The sequence below is a fragment of the Halobacillus litoralis genome, from assembly GCF_020171725.1.
GTDB lineage: Bacteria > Bacillota > Bacilli > Bacillales > Halobacillaceae > Halobacillus > Halobacillus litoralis_F.
In genome coordinates, this window is sequence record NZ_JAIVAJ010000001.1 from 528,484 (window position 1) to 545,957 (window position 17,474).

16 protein-coding genes are annotated in these 17,474 nt (G+C 45.7%); 4 read left to right on the top strand and 12 right to left on the bottom strand.

All coding sequences use genetic code 11. From position 1 onward, the window contains the following. Positions 1–181 precede the first annotated feature (181 nt). Together LCM20_RS02840 and abc-f are read left to right on the top strand one after the other, a co-directional pair. Positions 182–1,426 carry a YeeE/YedE family protein gene (locus LCM20_RS02840; protein ID WP_225193909.1) on the top strand — a complete coding sequence of 415 codons (1,245 nt, stop codon included), beginning with the start codon at positions 182–184 and terminating at the stop codon, positions 1,424–1,426. A 120-nt stretch (positions 1,427–1,546) separates the two neighbouring features. Beyond that, positions 1,547–3,103 (top strand): ribosomal protection-like ABC-F family protein, encoded by a 1,557-nt coding sequence (gene abc-f, locus LCM20_RS02845; RefSeq protein ID WP_225193910.1) that lies wholly within the window; start codon positions 1,547–1,549, stop codon positions 3,101–3,103. A 44-nt stretch (positions 3,104–3,147) separates the two neighbouring features. Here abc-f and uvsE read toward each other — a convergent pair whose 3' ends face one another. Next, entirely contained in the window at positions 3,148–4,116 is a 969-nt protein-coding gene (gene uvsE / locus LCM20_RS02850) for a UV DNA damage repair endonuclease UvsE (protein ID WP_225193911.1), read from the bottom strand. A 133-nt stretch (positions 4,117–4,249) separates the two neighbouring features. Between uvsE and LCM20_RS02855 the strand changes: the two genes are divergently transcribed. Continuing rightward, positions 4,250–5,008: an MBL fold metallo-hydrolase gene (locus tag LCM20_RS02855; RefSeq protein WP_225193912.1), complete on the top strand. Its 759-nt coding sequence runs from the start codon at positions 4,250–4,252 to the stop codon at positions 5,006–5,008. A gap of 86 nt (positions 5,009–5,094) precedes the next feature. Here LCM20_RS02855 and LCM20_RS02860 read toward each other — a convergent pair whose 3' ends face one another. The 9 genes from LCM20_RS02860 to LCM20_RS02900 form a co-directional block, all read right to left on the bottom strand. After that, on the bottom strand, positions 5,095–5,754 hold the full coding sequence (locus LCM20_RS02860; protein WP_225193913.1) for a reverse transcriptase-like protein: 660 nt from the start codon (positions 5,752–5,754) through the stop codon (positions 5,095–5,097). A 100-nt stretch (positions 5,755–5,854) separates the two neighbouring features. Beyond that, positions 5,855–7,198 carry a GH1 family beta-glucosidase gene (locus LCM20_RS02865; RefSeq protein WP_225193914.1) on the bottom strand — a complete coding sequence of 448 codons (1,344 nt, stop codon included), beginning with the start codon at positions 7,196–7,198 and terminating at the stop codon, positions 5,855–5,857. 34 nt (positions 7,199–7,232) lie between these two features. Then, positions 7,233–8,246: a LacI family DNA-binding transcriptional regulator gene (locus tag LCM20_RS02870; RefSeq protein WP_225193915.1), complete on the bottom strand. Its 1,014-nt coding sequence runs from the start codon at positions 8,244–8,246 to the stop codon at positions 7,233–7,235. Positions 8,247–8,321: 75 nt separating this feature from the next. Then, the gene (locus LCM20_RS02875; protein WP_225193916.1) at positions 8,322–9,161 is read right to left on the bottom strand and encodes a carbohydrate ABC transporter permease; all 840 of its coding nucleotides are present in this window, start codon (positions 9,159–9,161) and stop codon (positions 8,322–8,324) included. A gap of 2 nt (positions 9,162–9,163) precedes the next feature. Beyond that, complete coding sequence (locus tag LCM20_RS02880) at positions 9,164–10,117, bottom strand: carbohydrate ABC transporter permease (protein ID WP_225193917.1); 954 nt, start codon at positions 10,115–10,117, stop codon at positions 9,164–9,166. Positions 10,118–10,174: 57 nt separating this feature from the next. Then, positions 10,175–11,449 carry an ABC transporter substrate-binding protein gene (locus LCM20_RS02885; RefSeq protein WP_225193918.1) on the bottom strand — a complete coding sequence of 425 codons (1,275 nt, stop codon included), beginning with the start codon at positions 11,447–11,449 and terminating at the stop codon, positions 10,175–10,177. 258 nt (positions 11,450–11,707) lie between these two features. Next, on the bottom strand, positions 11,708–12,106 hold the full coding sequence (locus LCM20_RS02890) for a secondary thiamine-phosphate synthase enzyme YjbQ (RefSeq protein WP_225193919.1): 399 nt from the start codon (positions 12,104–12,106) through the stop codon (positions 11,708–11,710). Beyond that, a complete protein-coding gene (gene dapF / locus LCM20_RS02895; protein ID WP_225193920.1) occupies positions 12,103–13,095 on the bottom strand; it encodes a diaminopimelate epimerase in 993 nt (330 codons plus the stop codon). Before dapF ends, LCM20_RS02890 begins: the two co-directional genes overlap by 4 nt. An 80-nt stretch (positions 13,096–13,175) precedes the next feature. After that, positions 13,176–14,435 carry an MDR family MFS transporter gene (locus LCM20_RS02900; protein WP_225193921.1) on the bottom strand — a complete coding sequence of 420 codons (1,260 nt, stop codon included), beginning with the start codon at positions 14,433–14,435 and terminating at the stop codon, positions 13,176–13,178. Between the two features lie 98 nt (positions 14,436–14,533). Here LCM20_RS02900 and LCM20_RS02905 point away from each other — a divergent pair, with 98 nt between their 5' ends. Continuing rightward, entirely contained in the window at positions 14,534–16,258 is a 1,725-nt protein-coding gene (locus LCM20_RS02905) for an ABC transporter substrate-binding protein (protein ID WP_225193922.1), read from the top strand. On the opposite strand, the gene LCM20_RS02910 is transcribed toward LCM20_RS02905, so the two are convergent. Together LCM20_RS02910 and ilvA are read right to left on the bottom strand one after the other, a co-directional pair. Continuing rightward, positions 16,236–16,430, bottom strand: a complete 195-nt coding sequence (locus LCM20_RS02910) for a hypothetical protein (protein WP_225193923.1) — start codon at positions 16,428–16,430, stop codon at positions 16,236–16,238. The two genes, LCM20_RS02905 and LCM20_RS02910, sit on opposite strands and share 23 nt — an antisense overlap. 82 nt (positions 16,431–16,512) lie before the next feature. Further along, positions 16,513–17,472: a threonine ammonia-lyase gene (gene ilvA, locus LCM20_RS02915; RefSeq protein WP_225193924.1), complete on the bottom strand. Its 960-nt coding sequence runs from the start codon at positions 17,470–17,472 to the stop codon at positions 16,513–16,515. Positions 17,473–17,474 lie beyond the last annotated feature (2 nt).

Consider the following 17,474-nt stretch of genomic DNA (forward strand, 5'->3'; position numbering starts at 1 on the left):
GCCTGTCTTCCCTTTCAGTTTACCACTTGCCTTAAGCAATCGTGTTAAGACTACGTTAAATCTACACCTTGTCTCTTTTACAAACAGTCTATGCACAATGGTTTACAAATAGACGAGTTGTCCTTTAAAATATGTCACGTTGAATAACCAAGTAAACAAATATGTTTTAGGAGGTTTATCCATGTCCTCAAATACAATGCCACGCACAAGTACGTGGTCAAAATCAACAGAAGCTTCACCACTCAATCCTGTACAAAAACCGTTTGTCTGGGTGGGCGTGGTTGTATCTGTTCTATTGTTCGCACTTATAATAAATGTCACAACCATTACGCAGGGCGTCTTGTTCCTTGTTGGAATCGCATTTGGTCTAACCTTGCTGCACGCCCGCTTCGGCTTCACATCTGCCTTCCGCAGACTGATGTCCGTCGGAAATGTCCAAGGTCTTCAAGCACATTTACTCATGCTAGGAGTCGCAACCACTCTGTTTGCAATCATTCTAGCAACAGGATTCAGTTTCACCGGGAATGCACCTCAAGGGTACGTCTTTCCGGTTGGACTAAGCGTTGTTGCCGGATCATTCCTATTCGGAATCGGCATGCAGCTAGGGTCCGGTTGTGCTTCCGGTACCCTCTATACCGTCGGCGGAGGAAAGTCATCTATGATTCTGACTCTGTTCGGATTCATTGCCGGATCCGTGCTCGGCGCATATCACATCGGATTCTGGCGCGACCTTCCATCCCTTCCGGCCATTTCACTGGCTGAATCCACAGGTTTCGGATATTTTGGAGGGTGGATCGTACAGATTGCCGTATTTCTTGGTATCTACGGAATCACGGTTAAAGTCGCCAAAAAGAAAAACCCACCAAAAATGGCTCCACTCGCTACAACGAGTGGTTTGAAACGTCTATGGCGCGGTGCATGGCCGCTACTATTGGCCGCTGTCATCCTTGGATTGTTGAACGCTCTCACCTTAACGATTCGAGGCAATCCTTGGGGAATCACGTCTGCCTTCGCACTTTGGGGATCCAAATTCCTTCAAATCTTCGGCGTAGATGTAGCAGGCTGGACGTATTGGCAGGGAAATACCGAGCCGCTTAACCAAACCGTGCTTGCCGACTCTACAAGTGTGATGAACTTCGGTATCATTCTCGGCGCATTCATCGCGGCGAGTTTCCAAGGGAACTTCAAACCAGGCAAAATCAAGCCAGGCATTGCGTTTGCTTCCACCATCGGCGGAATCCTGATGGGATACGGGGCACGTCTCGCATTCGGCTGTAACATCGGAGCGTACTTCGGAGGGATCGCATCCTTCAGCCTTCACGGCTATGTATGGATGATCATGGCCTTACTCGGCACATTCCTCGCTCTCTTCTTCCGCCCATTATTCGGACTCAAAAATCCGAACCCAAAAGACTCTATATGCTAAAATGGAAACGTGCTGAAAATCAGCACGTTTCCATTTTATTTTGGTAACCCACTATCCCTTTTGCGTCATGACCTTTATAATAGAAAACCATGAAATCTTAATAGAAAAGGTGTATATACGATGAGTTTACTCACAGTCAATAAATTAACACACGGTTTTGGAGACCGTGCCATTTTTGAAGATGTTTCTTTCCGCCTCCTGCAAGGCGAGCACATCGGATTGATCGGAGCTAACGGTGAAGGGAAGTCCACGTTCATGAACATCATCACCGGGAAAGTCGAACCGGATGCCGGTACGATTGAATGGGCGAAACGCACACGTGTCGGCTACTTGGATCAGCACGCCGACCTCGCACAGGGAATGACAATCCGCGATGTCCTCCGCACAGCCTACCAGTACCTGTTTGATTTGGAAGAAGACATGAATCAGCTTTTCGCTAAAATGGGAGAAGTAGATCCTGATGAGCTCACTGAGCTGCTTGAGGAAACCGGGCAGATGCAGGACATTCTTACAAACAATGACTTCTACACGATCGATGCGAAAGTCGAAGAAATTGCAAACGGCCTTGGACTTGACGAAATCGGGTTGGAGCGAGACGTTCATGACCTCAGTGGCGGCCAGCGAACGAAAGTCCTTCTTGCCAAGCTGTTATTAGAGAAGCCTGAGATCCTCTTACTCGATGAGCCGACAAACTACCTGGATGTCGAGCATATTGAATGGTTAAAGGGATACCTGCAAAGTTATGAGCATGCTTTCATTCTCATTTCTCACGATATTCCGTTCCTGAACAGCGTGGTCAATTTGATTTATCACATGGAAAATCAAGAACTGACTCGTTATCCTGGTGACTATCACGAATTCCAACGCGTATATGAAATGAAAAAGCAGCAGAAGGTTGCCGCCTACAAAAAGCAGCAAAAAGAAATCTCTAACCTGAAAGACTTCGTTGCACGAAACAAAGCGAATGCCGCTACGAGTAAGATGGCCATGTCCCGTCAGAAAAAGCTCGACAAGATGGACGTCATCGAATTGGACTCCGAAAAGCCGAAACCGACCTTCAACTTCAAGCAGGCCAGAACGCCTGGAAAATATTTATTCGAAACGAAAGACCTTGTCATTGGGTACGACGAACCCTTATCAAGGCCTCTGAACTTATCGATGGAGCGCGGTCAGAAGCTGGCACTGTCTGGTGCAAACGGAATCGGGAAGACGACTCTGCTCAAGAGTATTCTCGGTGAAATCCAGCCTGTATCCGGCTCTGTAGAACTGGGCGATCACCTTCACATCGGTTATTTCGAACAAGAGTTGAAAGAGGTTAGCCAGCATACCTGCTTAGAAGAGGTATGGGAAGAATTCAGGCACTTCACACAGTATGAAGTCCGCTCAGCACTCGCCCGCTGTGGATTGACGACGAAGCACATCGAAAGCAAAGTACAAGTGTTAAGTGGTGGCGAGAAGGCGAAAGTCAGGTTATGTAAATTGATCAATAAAGAAACCAATCTGCTCGTTCTCGATGAGCCGACCAACCACCTCGACGTCGATGCAAAGGCAGAACTGAAACGCGCACTGAAAGAATATAAAGGCAGCGTCCTGCTCATCTCTCACGAACCTGAATTTTATCAGGATATTGTGACGGACGTCTGGAACTGCGAAGATTGGACAACAAAAGTCTTTTAATTCGATCCCCGCTTCTTTCGGAAGCGGGGATTGTTTTGGTTCGATCATCCTTTCCATTTGAAAGAACCTTCCGACTGCATTTCGACTCGTGGATCATTCTTCAGCTCGTTCACCAACTGAAACAGTGCTTCGTCTTTCTTCTTCGCTTCAATCATGCAGTCAATCTGGTCAACGGAGCCGTTTGTTTTTTCTATAAACTCAAGGAACATACCATAATCAATATAGTCTGCATGACTTTTAAATTCCTCAGATGATTTAGGACTGGAAATATGCATTTTCATGGGTAACGTAGAATGCCTCCAAGTCTCCACGACTCTTCCCCAGTGATTCTCCCACTTCGGATCATCATGGTTTGCGAGATGATGGTGCAGGTCGAAGATTTGAGGCACATTCAACTTTTCACATACGTATAAACAGTCTTCAAGCGTGTAGGACGTATCATCATTCTCGAGCATCACCATTTTCTGTAGCCCCGTTGGAACGGACGCCCAATTCTCGATCAGTCTCTCAAGGGAGGACTCTTTGTCTTGATATTTTCCGCCCAAGTGAAGCACGCATCGCTGGGAAGGATCGATCCCCATGTGGAACAACAAGAGATAATGGTATTTGAGAATCGCCATCGAAGCCTTAAACCGCTCTTTGTTCGGAGTATTTAAGACGACAAAATGATCGGGATGAAAATCCAACCGCATCCCCTTTTCTTCAGCATAGCTCCCAAGCTCCTCAAGTTCCTTCTTCAAGGGGCGGATGTAATCCCATTTCTCAAAAGATTCATGTGTAGCGAGTGGGACAAGCTTCGAACTGAGACGAAAAAAATCGATATCGTGGGCGTTATTGTGCTTTAACAGCCTCAGACAGTTCTGCAGATTAGACTGTGCAATCCGTTCAAGCTTTCTCAATGCCGCTTCCTTGTCTGTAATCTTTCTGAAGGTATTCAACGTCATCGTCTGAGACGGGGAAGCGTTTTTCAAATGAACACTCATGGCCACGTAGCCGAGGCGATACAAGGTCATCCGTCATCACCTGCTTTTTCGCTTAGTGTGAGCCTCCTGAAACAGCTTATGTGCTTTGCCTGGCAGAAAAGGTTTATGAAGAGAAGAAAGTGTAAAAGTAATAAGGGTACACCTACTTAAAGGGGGAAAAGAAATGAACCTGACACTTGTAAGAAATGCTACTTTGCTCGTTGAATATGCGAATCATAGGTTTCTGATCGATCCGTTTCTTTCAGACAAAGGTGCGATGCCTCCGTTTGAGAATACAGAAAATCAACACTTGAACAATCCTCTCGTCGAGCTTCCTATGACGATCGATGAGATCACACGCGTAGACGCTGTCTTCGTGACCCACCTTCATCCAGACCATTTTGATGAACAAGCGAAGCAAGCTCTTCCGAGTGACATTCCGATTTATGTACAGAATGAAGCAGACAAACAGAAAATCGAAGAAGCCGGATTCTCCGCAGTGGAATCCTTCCACCAGGACGTTACGGTCGGAGGCGTGAAAGTCATTCATACAGAAGGTCAGCACGGTTCCAAGGAGATGACTTCTTTGACAGGCGAAGTAGCCGGTCTTGTCTTTACCTACCCGAATGAAAAAACATTGTATGTGGCAGGCGACACCATTTGGTATGAAGGCGTCCAAGCTGCCATCGACACCCACCGCCCTGAAGTCATCGTCGTAAACGGTGGCGCTGCTCAGTTCCTTGAAGGCGGTCCGATCACGATGACGAAAGAGGATGTCGTCCGTACTCATGAAGAATCACCAGATTCAAACATTGTAGTCGTCCATATGGAAGCGTTGAACCACTGCTTATTAAGTAGAGAGGAACTCCATAGCTACCTTGAAACCAGAGACAATACGGGGAAGATACTCGTTCCTGAAGACGGGGAATCCATGACCTTTTAGCAACGAAAGCCCATTGTCTTTCATCTGAAAAGGCGGGTCCTTCTTCAAATTTGAAGAGAGGACCCGCCTTTTGTATTCAATCCGGTTCAATTTTCGATTTCTTTCGTACTCCTCACTTCCACCTTCTCTAAAGCCTGACTAGCAAGACGGTCTGCTTCCTTATTCTGCTTCCGTGAAATCAGCTCATAAGAGGGACGGACGCCAATCATCTTCATGTGGTTCTCGACCCGATCTGCCCACTTGGACAACCCCTCTTCCATCACCGGCCATTCGTCCTTCAACTGGTTGATGACCACTTGAGAGTCTCCTTTGATGGTGACCTCTTGATGCTGCACTCCGAGCTGCTCAAGCTCCCTAAGTGCAAAATGAAGCGCCGCGTATTCAGCTTCGTTGTTCGATTCCATCTCATCTACACCAGCATTCGTCCTCAGGCGGTAGGTTTTATGATTTTGCTGGTAATAGATCACCGCCCCGAGGCCTGCCTGATGATTGCCGATGTCATATCCTCCATCGAAATAGATGACAGCGTCATGAGGTTCTGTCTGAATGCCTTCAATGAACTTTTTCATTTCTTTTACGGACCAGGTTTGATGATCGCCATCAATGAATTGGATTTCCTTCACGCGCCCGGTTTTCTCAAGATCCTCCGCTACAAGAAGCGCTGCCTGAGCTTTCATTTCCTCGGAAAAAAAGGTTACAGAAGGTCCCTTCTTTTTCTTGTACACCCATTCTATGCGTACTTGCATACCATCACCGCTTTCAAGATTTATTCCTTACTTCCATTATGACCCCCAAGGGACCACATAAACAAGGAAGACCCTGGGAGTATCCCCCAGGGTCCATCCATTACACTTCAAACCACCCGTTGGTGATCGTCTGCTTGTACCAATAAAAGCTGTCTTTAGGTGTTCGTTCAAAGGTTCTGAAGTTGACGTGAATAATACCGAATCTCATTTCATACCCGAAAGCCCATTCGAAATTATCCAAGAGCGACCAGACAAGGTACCCTTTAATCGGAACCCCGGCTTCTACAACACGACTGATGGAAGCTAGGTGCTGCTTCAAGTAATCAATTCGCTCTTTGTCGTTGACCTCGCCATCTTTTTCTTCATGGTTGTAACAAGCACCATTCTCTGTAATATAAATTGGCACATCGCCATAGGTTTCATTCAGATCTTTCAATACGCGGTAAAACCCATCCGCGTAAATCGGCCAACCGATATCCGTACGGCGGTTATCAAGTGGAATCTCTTCTGCTTCAAAAAGGCCTTCTCCTTCTTTATAGCGTCCAAGGCTTCCGGTATAATAATTGATCCCCATAAATTCAATCGGTTGTGAAATCAGCTCCAGGTCACCGTCCACAAGCTTCAGGTCAGCGCCTTCCTTTTTGAATAACTGAACGAGTTCTTCTGGATAAGAGCCCTTGAAGACAGGATCCATAAACCATTCCTTCTGCCACATCATCGCACGCTTACACGCGTCGATGTCTTCCTGGCGGTCGGTGTATGGTTCCATCCAGCCAACGTTCGGGGCATAGCCGATTTCACCATTAGGCACCACATCACGGAACACTTTCACCGCTCTACCGTGAGCAACAAGTAAATGGTGAGACACATCGACACCTGCTTGGAGACTGGTCTTACCAGGTGCGTGAATGCCTAGGTAATTGGATAAGAACGAAGCACACCATGGTTCGTTGATCGTAATCCATTTACTCACAACATCTCCGAACTCCTCAAACATGGCTTTAGCATAGGCTTCAAACGCATCGATCGTTTCTCGACTTTCCCATCCACCCTTTTCTTGAAGGGCTTGAGGAAGATCCCAGTGATAGAGCGTGATCATCGGTTCGATATCGTTTTCGATCAGTTCGTTGATCAAGTTACGATAATACTGTACCCCTTCCGGATTCAACTCTCCTGTACCGTTCGGGATCACCCGAGGCCAGGCGATGGAGAAGCGGTACATATCGACACCGAGCTCCTTTAAGTATTGGACGTCTTCTTTATAACGATGGTAACTGTCACACGCTTCGTCACCATGATCGCCACGTCTCACTTTTCCTGGAGTATGGGAGAAGACATCCCAAATCGAAGGTTTTCTTCCACCTTCTGATGCCGCTCCTTCTATTTGATAAGAAGCCGTTGCTGCTCCCCATTTGATGTTATCTGGAAATTGAATGGTTGTCATGTTCTTTCCCTCCATTGATTTTCAGGAGGCTCGTCTACCTTTCAATGGTTGATGCTCGAAGCACGAGGTCAGGATCTACTTTTACGGGATGTATATCATTCTGATCCCTAATGAGATCATCAAGCATGTAGGCAGCAAGCTTCCCTAACTTTTGTTTATCTTGTTTCACAGTTGTTAACGGAGGATCACTATAACGGCAAGCTTCAATGTCATCACAACCAATAAGCTGTATATCTTCAGGAACAGACAGACCTTTTTCCTTAATGGCTTTCAATGCACCTAAGGCCATCATGTCCGAGGCTGCGAATACAGCCTCAGGGTACTCTTGATGGGTTAACATCTGCTTCATTGCCTGATAGCCACTTTCCTCAAAGAAGTCACCATAGTGAATCCACTCATCTCGTACAGGCAGTCCGAACTTTTCCATCGCAGCAAAATATCCTTCATTTCGAATATTCGCGAGGAATGAATCCGGATTTCCGCCTATAAATGCAATTTTTCGCACCTGATTCAAATAGAGATGCTCGACTACTTTCATTCCTATCTTTTCGTTATCTGTCATCAGGTAACTCGAGTGTGGACCGTTAAGCTCCAAGTCGATCCCAATACATGGAATCTGACTTTTCGCGATTTCATGAACGGCCTCTTCGATTTCATCCCCGGCAATGATCAGACATCCGTCGACGTGAAAGTGCTTGCAACGCTCCAAATACTGGCTTTCTCCCTGATAGAACTTCTCGTTGGAGAAAAGAAGGAGGTCATAGCCTAATGCACCGACGGATTTCTTGAAGGTGTTGACTACTTCATTAAAGAACGGGTGTTTAAAATCCACATTGATTTTCCCTGCGTAGATCAAACCGATCAAGTTCGATTTCTTCGTAGCCAAAGACTTCGCCGAAAACGTAGGTTGATAATTGGTATCCTCTATAATCTTAAAAACTTTCTGCTTTGTAGCTTCACTTATCCCACCGTAATTGTTCATGATTTTAGATACAGTGGCTGGAGAAACACCCGCCATCTTGGCAATGTCTCGTATGGTTAAATCCATGGTTTAGCAGCTCCTTCAAAACGACTCGCAATTTGTTACTTCTATTGTATCAACAAAGAGCGAGTGTAGCATGTTTTACTTAATGGAGCCCTCTGTAATACTCGAGATGAATAGTTTGTTAAACATCAAGAAGATGATGATCAACGGAACGGTTGCCCAGAATACGCCTGAGAGCAGCATACCGAAGTCAACGCGGAATGCGTTGTTCAAGGAAGCAAGCGCTACCTGCAATGTATAAGATGATGGGTCACGTAGAACCGTGAACTGCCACAAGAACTCTCCCCATACAAGCGTGAAGACGATGATCCCGAGTGTTGCAAAAGCGGGTTTGATGATTGGGAGAACGATACTCCAATAGATTCTTAAGTTTGAACAACCGTCTAATTTAGCTGCTTCCATCAATTCATCAGGCACAGACTGACTGATATACTGCCTCATTAGGAAGATCCCTAATGGATTCAAGAGGAAGATGACACCTGCACCTAGCAGTGTATCCAACCAGCCCAATTGAGAAATCAGATAGTATTGTGGAATCAATCCCAACTGCGGCGGAATAACCATCGTCAATAGGATTAAGATGAACAGGAAGTTTTTACCTGGAAACTCGAACTTGGCAAAGGCGAACCCTGCCAGTGAACTAATGAGCAGTACCCCGATCGTTACAGCAGAACATAGTAAAATCGTGTTCCACATCGCTTGGAAGAACGGAATCGTATCCAACACCTTCGTAAAGTTCTCGACAAGCTTCGTACCTGGGAGTAATGTCGGCGGTATCGAGTTATACGCTGCACTTGGTCTCGTCGCCATGACAAACATCCAATAAAACGGGAAAAGAGAAAGCAGCGAAGCAAAGGTCAGCACGATGTAGATCGGCAGCGTTCCTTTTGTGATTCTTTTTTGTTTAGTCTTTGCCATACTTACACTCCTCTCTTCTTCTTACGTCCAGCACCGGAAGTCAACCATGTGTTGATTGCAGCGGCACTTATGATGATGATCAGCAGCAATACGGCTGTTGCGGATGCTGTTCCGAAGGATCCTAAGTTAAAGGCATCACGGTAAAGGTACATCACGACAGTCATTGCTTCATCACGGTTGAAAGCAGAGCTTCCAAGGAAGACGGTCGGCTCAGCGAATAGCTGCAAGGCCCCTACTGTCGACATAAACACAGTCAGCACGATGAAAGGCTTCAACAAAGGTACGGTGATGTGCATGAACTGTTGAACTTTATTTGCTCCATCAATGGTCGCTGCTTCGTATAAGTCTTTTGGAATACTTTGAAGGCCTGCAAGGTAGATAATCGTGTTATATCCAACCCAGCGCCAAAACACCATGAGAGAAATGGCGATTTTCGCTCCCCATTCTGATGTTTTCCAGCTGACAGGATCAAAACCTAGTAACCCTAAAACATAGTTTGCGAGCGCTGTATCGTTACTACTGAAGAACACTCCGAATACAAGGGCTACAGCTACCATGGATGTAATGTATGGCATGAAGATCGTAACTCGGAAGAAATTTGTGAACCGAATGACGGCCATATTCAAAAAGTAAGCCAAAATGATTCCGACAATTAACTGTGGGGCTGTCCCCATCAATCCAATAATGACGGTGTTATACAACGACTTCCAAAACAACGGGTCCTGCAAAACGATCACAAAGTTCTGCATCCCGACAAACGTCATATCACCTAAACCATTCCACTTCTGGAACGCAAGTAGAATACTGAAAACGGCTGGATATAAGCCGATGATGCCGAAAATAATGAAGAACGGGGCTACGTATAAATAGCCTGAGATCATATCTTTCTTTTTTTCTGACAGCTGCTTCTTGCTTTTCTTCGCTGCTACATGTTGACTTTTTTCAACATTCTCCACTTCCTCAACCCCTTACTTAAGAGAGGCCGGGCAAGAAACCTTACCCAGCCGATTGTTTTATCGCTTCAAGATATCTTCGATTCTAGTAATCGCTGCGTTCCACTCTTCTTCAGGATCTCCGCCTTCTTGAACATTACGTAATGCGGTCAGAACTTCATTGTTAACTGTTACGTATTTTGGTCCTTTGTAAACAGCAGGAATCTCTTCCGCTGCTTTAGCGAAGTAGGCAGCCGTGTTTTGACCACCGAAGTATTCATCTTCGCTGTTCACGAATTCATCCATTTCATAGACAGAAGGTGCAGATGGGAACAATCCGCTTTCTGTAAAGGACTTCAGCTGGTTCTCAGGAGACAGCAACCATTTCGCGAACGCATACGCTTCTTCCTGAACTTCTGACTCGGCAGGAATCGCTACATAAGATCCACCCCAGTTACCCGCAAAGTCTGTTGGAAGTGTCGTTACTTTCCAGTTTCCTTTTCCTTCAGGAGCGTTCTCTGTCATGTATCCTTTCAACCAAGCAGGTGCCATCTCAACAGCAAATTCACCTTTGTTCAAAGCATTCGCCCATTCAGGAGTCCACATTTCGAAGTTTCCAACGTACCCTTCTTGGTGCAGTTCAACAGCATAGTCGTACGCTTCCTTAACTCCATTTCCTTCGTCCCCTAGAAGAAGCTCGCCATCACGATTGAAGTAGCTCACTTCAAGAGCATCCATGTTTGCACGGAATGCCATTTCCATACTGTCAACCATCGGCTTGCCTGTCTCATCTAGTACAGTTGAAGCTGCTTCAGCAAATTCATCTGGAGTAGAGATCATAGAAGAGACTTCGTCAGGATCTGTTGGAAGACCCGCGTTTTCAAACACGCCAGTATGATAGTACATCGCTTTTGGTCCGATATCGGTTGGAAGTCCGAAGAGGAAATCTCCCTCGCCGTTCTCAGCCATGTTCCATTTCCAATCTAAGTACTGATCTTGAATTTCATCTGCGCCAAGGTCATACAGGTTCACAAAACGATCCTGCGCTTCGCGGTAGCGGTCCAACTGGTCCACTTCAATCATCGTCAGGTCAGGAGCCCCTGTACCCGCTGAGATGGATGTGAACAAACTGTTATGGTGATCCCCAAGCTCAGAATTTTTGATGTTGATCGTAACATCAGGGTTCTCGCTCTCGTACTCCTCTGCTAAACTCTCATAGTTCGTTGCTCCAAATACCCAGAAATCCAATGTCGTTCCGTTTTCTCCAGAAGCCTGTGAGTCATCCCCGTTACAGGCAAATAAGAAAGCACTGGCGGACAATAACATTCCAGCTAACAAGCCTTTTTTCTTTGACAAATTAATCTCCCCTTATAATTGCTTTGAATGAATTTCGTTTACGAAACCGGTTTCGTAAACCTTCAAAAAAAATCAATTGATTTATTAACTTGGTTTGATTATATCCCCTTTTGAATCCGTTTTCAATGATTTTTTTGAAAAAAACAAACAATTTTAGTAAACCGGTTTCCTTAACGCATGATGAAACCCCCTGTCCTATTGAGGACCAGGGGGTTCTGAGATTAATCGCAAAGTCGAAGCGACATATATAAAAATAGCTTATGTCATGATTTTAGCTTTAAAACGGCGGTTTCTGGGACCATCAAATTCACAGAAGTAGAGACCCTGCCATGTTCCGAGCACTAAACGGCCGTTCTCAATCAATAATGTTTGAGCGTGGCCGACCGTACTCGTTTTCATATGGGCAGCTGTATTTCCTTCCATATGGCGGTCCTCTGGATGATCCCACGGGTAGACTTCTCTCAATCTCCTCAGCATATCTGTCTTTACATCAGGGTCCGCATTTTCATTCACCGTAAGTCCTGCTGTTGTATGCATGGAAGTGACAACGATCATTCCTTCATCGATTCCTTCTTGCTGTACCCAGCTCTCTACCTGATTTGTTACGTCAATCATCTGATCATGGTGATCGGTTTTCACTTCGAACGTTTTAATCATGAAGCATCTCCTCCTATTTGACGTGCTGCATACGTTTGAAGCTGTTCGTACGCTTTGTTTTCTTCTTCAAACCAATGCTTTTTTGACAGGCTGTAACCGTCCATAGATTCATTTACCTCGACATCAGCTTGATAAACATTCGTCCCGTTCCCTTGCAGACTGATCGAATGAGATCCATCATGCTCTTTTACGACGCAATGTACAAGTCCGCCTTTATTGATCACAACAATCGGTGTATCTTTGTCGTTCGAACCGAGAATGGTCGATACGAGGGAAGAAGCTGACATTGCGGTTCCACACGCATTCGTAAGTCCTACGCCCCGCTCGTACGTCTGAGCGAAAATCTTGTTCTTCTCGAGTTGTTTGACGAAGCTGACATTGACTCCGTTCGGAAACACGTCCTTCACCTGATTAGCCAGCTGCCCTACTTCAAGCAGCTCTTCTTGATCGACCTCATCAACAATGGTTACGATATGCGGATTGGGAACACTTAAAGCCGTAAACGTACGTTTAGTAGAAATTTGCGGAATGTTGTCATCGACGGCTTCAGGTTCCGCAAAGTTCATAGGAAGGGAGTCTACGCTGAACGAGACCGGCTCAATAGCAACAGAGAAGGTATCGATTTCAGGATAAATGGGTTCGACACGGCTGACGGCAAGCACCGCTTCCTTCGTTTCAATCGAAATATCAGGATTCCCTGTCTTTTCAATCATGTGTCTTGCTACACAACGGAGCCCATTGCCGCACATTTCTGCCTCTGTACCATCCGAATTGAACATTCGCATCTGTCCTTCTGCCTGGTCACTGGGAAGAACAAACAATATACCGTCCGACCCAATCCCTTCTTCTCGATTACATAACAAAAGGGAAAGCTGTTCTCTCTGTTTTTCTGTAAAGTTCAGGGGATGCTCGATTTCGTCGATCAGAATAAAGTCATTCCCAGAACCATGACATTTAATAAAAGGGATGTTCACTGTATTCCACCTCATTGTTTTTTTCCCATCATAGCATAATTATGGAGTTGGATGTGGACTTGTGAAGGACGAAAATGTGAATCTAACTTACTGGTTCAGGATTGCTTCACCAGTGCACGAGTCCGGACCCTCCGCTTACCTGAAATCGAGTTTCTAGAGAACACAATGCCACAGATGGTAAGGCCGATATAAAAGCCAGCCATGCCTCCCCCTCCAATTTGTGCCCCCATCACTAAGCCAAGTGCTCCAACCATTTTCCCAAGTTGAAAAACAAGGCCGTTAAACGCCATGTACGCGCCTCTCTTCGAATCATCTACGAGATCCGCCAATATCGACTGCCTCGTCGGTACATACATCAATTCGCCGATAGTCAGAACGATGACCGCCGCAAATAATCCAGCTACATTCGAACTGAAGGCTGTATAGGCATATCCAATACCGAAAAGCACAAACCCTGCATACATGATCCATTCCTCATTTCTCCCTTTGATCCACTTGGAGACGATACTTGTGAGAAGGACAATAAGAATCGTATTGGTGATGGTAAGAATACTGATGAGCCTGAGTCCATCGATCGCTATGGCCCCGAAGCCCCACAGCTCAACCGTTCTTTCAACAAACTCCTTTTCCAATCTGACCGCAATGAAGTTGTTCCTTTGAAACTCAATACCTAGTATGGCAATGCCGCCGGCTGTAAAGGAAAGAAACGCCGTGTCCCTGATCACTTTCTTATAACTATTCAAAACAGGCTTCCAGCCATACTCGTCTCGAACAGCCTCGCTCTTCTCATAAGATTCCAATATGAGAACCTGGGTCATCGCAAAAGTCACGATGCTCATGAATAACAGTCCCACTAATAAACCGAACAGGTGTGATTCAAAGAACCATCCCCCAATAACCAGTCCGATCATCAACGATAGATTCACTGCCCAATAGTTGACCGCATACATGAAAGCACGCGTCTCCTTGGAACTGACATCAATTAACATCGCTTCCGCCGCAGGGTTCACTAATCCTCCAGCTATCCCAACAAGGAGGATCATGGCGTATGTAATCCAAGCAGATGTGAACCAAGGTGAATTCGCACTCATCATGCCGATAAATGCGAAGACCTTTAAAGCCTCCCCTGTTACCATCAGCCTCTTCCGGCCGATCACATCACTTAAATACCCGCCGTACAGACCCGTCATGAATTGAATAGCAACTTGAACTAAAACGAGAAGCCCTGCTACAGACGCATTCCACTCCTTGGTGAAATAGATCGCCATAAATGGGAAAACAGCCGCCCCTACCACTCGACTCAAAAATGATGTATAAATCCTCACCTTAATATTTGGATGTAACGACTTGAACATATAATCGCCTCCCTTTCCTCTTTTATTATGTTCTTTTATAAAAGGAGGAAAAAGGGTACAATCCAATTAAAGATGTCCCCTTTTTGGAGGTTATGACCATGAACGACCGCTACTTTACATTACGAGCCCACTTATATGAACGAGAAGAAAATCTCACGATGAACGTGAAACTAAGTGAGATAGAAGAAATTTGGCATTGCACAAGAAAAAACGTCAAAAGAATCCTTCTCAAGCTCCAGCAGCAAGAATTACTTGAATACAAGCCTGGAATAGGACGAGGAAGGTCCTCTCAACTGACCTTTTTTCATCCTTTTCAACAGGAAGTGGAACAACATGTTCAAACCCACGTGAGAAACGGCCAGCTCGATCAAGTCGCTGAACTGCTTCGTCTGCCAATTCCAAAGTCTTGGATTGCCAAGAAATCGAAGGAAATTGAAGATATGTTCGGCTATAAGGGAAGCCAACAGTCAGAAGATGTACTGCATGCCTTCATTTCCAGAAGCATCACAACCATCGATCCTCTGAAAGTGTCCGTTTCTCTCGAATCCCACATCATTGAACAACTAGGAAGTACACTGGTGGAATACGATGCAGAAACCGATACGATCCAGCCGCTTCTTGCCCATCACTATGAGTCAGATGAGAACGATCGAGTATGGACTTTTTATTTAAGGAAAGGAGTCCGCTTTCACCATAATGAAGAAATGACGAGTGAAGATGTGAAAGCTACTCTATACAGGGGGAAGGAAGGTCCCCCCTCGTACAGCTGGCTCATGCAGGAGCTATCGGAGATCGAATGCGTGGGACGATATAAAGTCATTGTCTATTTATCCAATCCAAACCCTTTTTTCATCCGCTACCTGGCTTCTTCTAACCTGTGCATCCTTCCGGCCGATGTTCCGTTTACCGAGAAAGATTGGATTGGGACAGGACCGTTTCAATTGGTGGAAAAAAACGATCATAAACTCGTTCTATCTGCCTTTGACAGATATTTCAAGGAGCGGCCCTTACTAGATGAAGTACACTTTTACCAAGTATCGCAGGAAGCTGCCGAAACAATGAACTTCACACCTGGGGTAAAAAACGAGATGAGACCTACGGAGAAACACGAACTGGAAACCGGCTTCAGGTTTCTAGCCTTTAATTTCAACCGGGATACCATTGTACAGAACGCTTCATTCAGGGAAGCTGTCTTTCATTTGCTCGATATGAATAAAATGGCCGAGGCACTCGAATGGTCGACATGGGTTGAGGCGAGCAGTTTCGTGCATGAGCGATCGTTTCACCAACCAAAAGAGGATAACAAAATTATAGAGGGACTGAAGGAGTCTGGATACAATGGAGAGGCATTAACCCTCTATCATTTGGATTTCGCAAGAGCCGCTGCGGAGGCATCGTGGTTTCAAAGCAGGGCTGAAAGATTCGGATTACGCATTACGCTTGTTCCCTATTCCCTTTCCGATTTTTATAACAAGACCATGGATGAAGAGGCAGACCTTATTTTTATGGGTGAAGTGTCCTCATTGGACTCACACCTTTCGTTCATCGGAGCCTTCCAAAACGAAACGCTCTTCTTCCATCGACTATTCCCGGAATCTACACTACAGTGGATACATGAACGGTTGAGGACCTTAAAGAAGCAACCTCACGCAACAGACCGCGTCAGGGTTATGAAAGACATTGAAAGGGTGATACGTGAAGACCATCTTCTCATCTTTCAGCACCACCCGGTCAAAACAAGGACGTTTCATCCAATGATTCAGGATGTCGAATTCCATTCCTTTGGTCACTTCGACTTAACTAAGTTGTGGATTCCGAATTAAGAACGGATTGACGAAACGATTCGGATTGAGCAAGTTTTGAAAAATCATCCATATGATCAGCTATGAAGTTTTCCATTTTCAGATGATTCTCATCCAGGAACAAAACGAGCTGTTCATTTAATAACGTCTGTTCATCAAAAGCATCGAATTGATCCGCCAACCGTTCCGCCATCGTTTCACGCGTGATTTCATAACGCTGTTCCCCTCAATAACAGTAAGAAGAGACTGCACCAGGTAAGGTACAGTCTCTTCTATTAAGCAATCACCATTTTTTTCGGGTTCGCTAGCTTGCGGATCATAGGAATACGAGTTAAATCCATATTCCCTCCACTGAGAATGACCCCTGCTTTCTTATCAGAAAGGGACTCTTTTTCTTGCAAAAGCCCGGCCAAGCCCGTCGCTCCAGCTCCTTCAACGAGTGTTTTTTCCCGTTCAAGCAGGAATAACATCGCTTTGGCAATCTCGGATTCTTCTACAGTGATGACCCGGTCCACATACTTTTGGATACACGGGAAAGTCACTTTCCCCTTTTCCTTGACGGCGATTCCATCAGCGATTGTGGAGACGGATGTCAATTTTTCAGGTCCTCGCTTATACAGAGCATTATAAGTGGATGGTGCTTTAGCCGACTGTACTCCGATTACTTGGATGGAAGGCTTGATTTGTTTAGCAGCGAATGCGACTCCACTGATCAGTCCCCCTCCTCCGATCGGAACGTACAGCGTTTCGAGCTCTGGCTGCTGTTCGAGCATCTCGACAGCAACTGTTGCCTGTCCAGCCATCACGTCGCGGTCATCAAACGGGTGAACAAACGTTGCTCCTGTCCGTTTCTGTTCCTCACAAGCAGCGTGATAAGCTTCTTGGAAGGACTCTCCCGTTAATACAACTCTCGCGCCATAGCCTTCTGTCGCTTCGACTTTTGCCTTCGGCGTCGATTCAGGCATGAAGATCTTCGCCATCACGCCTCTTTTTGAAGCGGCAAGGGCTACACCTTGCGCGTGATTTCCTGCTGATGCAGCAATCACCCCGCACGCTGCCTCTTCTTTTGTAAGTTGAGAGACTTTGTACGAGGCACCCCGTACTTTAAATGCTCCTGTTTTCTGCTGGTTTTCCATTTTCATAAACACCTGACCCGCAACCATCTGATTGAGCGTCTCGGATGTTTCAAGCGGCGTTCGGTGAACCACCCCTTGCAACGTTTTGTGTGCATCCATTA

Bases quoted from the DNA above. Each gene is read 5' to 3' on its own strand.
- abc-f (WP_225193910.1), top strand. From the start codon at position 1,547: ATGAGTTTACTCACAGTCAATAAATTAACACACGGTTTTGGAGACCGT.
- LCM20_RS02890 (WP_225193919.1), bottom strand. From the start codon at position 12,106: ATGATTAAAACGTTCGAAGTGAAAACCGATCACCATGATCAGATGATT.
- dapF (WP_225193920.1), bottom strand. From the start codon at position 13,095: ATGAGGTGGAATACAGTGAACATCCCTTTTATTAAATGTCATGGTTCT.
- LCM20_RS02840 (WP_225193909.1), top strand. From the start codon at position 182: ATGTCCTCAAATACAATGCCACGCACAAGTACGTGGTCAAAATCAACA.
- LCM20_RS02855 (WP_225193912.1), top strand. From the start codon at position 4,250: ATGAACCTGACACTTGTAAGAAATGCTACTTTGCTCGTTGAATATGCG.
- uvsE (WP_225193911.1), bottom strand. From the start codon at position 4,116: ATGACCTTGTATCGCCTCGGCTACGTGGCCATGAGTGTTCATTTGAAA.
- LCM20_RS02905 (WP_225193922.1), top strand. From the start codon at position 14,534: ATGAACGACCGCTACTTTACATTACGAGCCCACTTATATGAACGAGAA.
- LCM20_RS02870 (WP_225193915.1), bottom strand. From the start codon at position 8,246: ATGGATTTAACCATACGAGACATTGCCAAGATGGCGGGTGTTTCTCCA.
- LCM20_RS02910 (WP_225193923.1), bottom strand. From the start codon at position 16,430: ATGGCGGAACGGTTGGCGGATCAATTCGATGCTTTTGATGAACAGACG.
- LCM20_RS02865 (WP_225193914.1), bottom strand. From the start codon at position 7,198: ATGACAACCATTCAATTTCCAGATAACATCAAATGGGGAGCAGCAACG.
- LCM20_RS02875 (WP_225193916.1), bottom strand. From the start codon at position 9,161: ATGGCAAAGACTAAACAAAAAAGAATCACAAAAGGAACGCTGCCGATC.
- LCM20_RS02900 (WP_225193921.1), bottom strand. From the start codon at position 14,435: ATGTTCAAGTCGTTACATCCAAATATTAAGGTGAGGATTTATACATCA.
- ilvA (WP_225193924.1), bottom strand. From the start codon at position 17,472: ATGGATGCACACAAAACGTTGCAAGGGGTGGTTCACCGAACGCCGCTT.
- LCM20_RS02860 (WP_225193913.1), bottom strand. From the start codon at position 5,754: ATGCAAGTACGCATAGAATGGGTGTACAAGAAAAAGAAGGGACCTTCT.